Here is a 1,255-nt window from a genome sequence, read left to right as displayed (position 1 = left end):
CCCTATTTGATTGTTAAAACATCCTCTCTTTATTTGTTTTTCACTTCAGAAGACATCATGACAACGAATCAACAAAACGCAGTTGTTTCGCAACCACAAACCGTCGTTGTGAAACTGGGTACAAGTGTGCTGACAGGCGGCACATTAGCACTAGATCGCGCTCACATGGTTGAGCTAGCGCGTCAATGTGCTGAGCTTAAGAAACAAGGCCATTCAGTGGTAATGGTTTCGTCTGGTGCAATTGCAGCAGGCCGTGAGCATCTTGGATACCCCGCACTGCCCAACGAGATGGCGAGCAAACAGTTGCTTGCTGCTGTGGGTCAGAGTCGTTTGATTCAAACATGGGAGTCTTTGTTTGGTATTTACGGTATCAAGATTGGTCAAATGCTACTGACTCGTGCTGACTTGGATGATCGTGAGCGTTTTCTTAATGCGCGTGACACCATCAATGCGCTTGTAGCGAATGATATTATTCCAATCGTGAACGAAAATGATGCAGTAGCCACCAGTGAAATCAAAGTCGGCGACAATGACAACCTATCGGCTTTAGTGGGTATTTTGTGTGGTGCAGATAAGTTATTGCTACTGACAGACCAAAAAGGTCTGTTTACTGCAGACCCACGAAAAGATCCGAATGCAGAGCTGATCAAAGAAGTTAAAACCATTGATGACACGTTGCGTAAAATTGCTGGCGGCAGCGGTACAACACTCGGTACGGGTGGTATGGCGACGAAACTTCAAGCAGCCGACATCGCTCGTCGCGCGGGTATTGAAGTTATTATCGCAGCAGGTAGCGCGCCAAACGTAATTTTTGACTCGTTGAGCACGGAGCCTCAAGGTACGCGTTTCCTACCTTGTTCAGAAGCATTGGAAAACCGTAAGCGTTGGATCCTCGCAGGTCCTGCAGCATCGGGTGACATTATCATCGATGATGGTGCGGTAAATGCGGTTGTTGGCAAAGGCAGTAGCCTACTGGCAAAAGGGGTCATCAAGGTGAGCGGTGATTTTGCCCGTGGTGAAGTTGCTCGCGTAACAAATTCTCATGGCAAACTGGTTGCGCGTGGTATTAGCGCCTACTCAAGTGAAGACTTGGCAAAAATTACTGGCAAACACAGTAAAGACATCATCTCTATTTTGGGTCATGACTACGGCTCAGAAGTGATTCATCGCGATGATGTCTTTACTGGCAAACACAGTAAAGACATCATCTCTATTTTGGGTCATGACTACGGCTCAGAAGTGATTCATCGCGATG

The 1,255-nt window shown here is 47.0% G+C and carries 1 protein-coding gene; it reads left to right on the top strand.

Annotated elements, in window-relative coordinates; all coding sequences use genetic code 11:
- Positions 1–57: 57 nt before the first annotated feature.
- A partial coding sequence (proB, locus tag R7M72_RS25010) for a glutamate 5-kinase (protein ID WP_318056446.1) occupies positions 58–1,255 on the top strand: 1,198 nt, incomplete at its 3' end.

Origin of the sequence: Vibrio sp. YT-18 (assembly GCF_033337345.1) — a bacterium.
Lineage (GTDB): Bacteria > Pseudomonadota > Gammaproteobacteria > Enterobacterales > Vibrionaceae > Vibrio > Vibrio alginolyticus.
The sequence above is the reverse complement of the archived record's forward strand: the minus strand, read 5'-3'. Positions and strand labels throughout refer to the sequence as shown.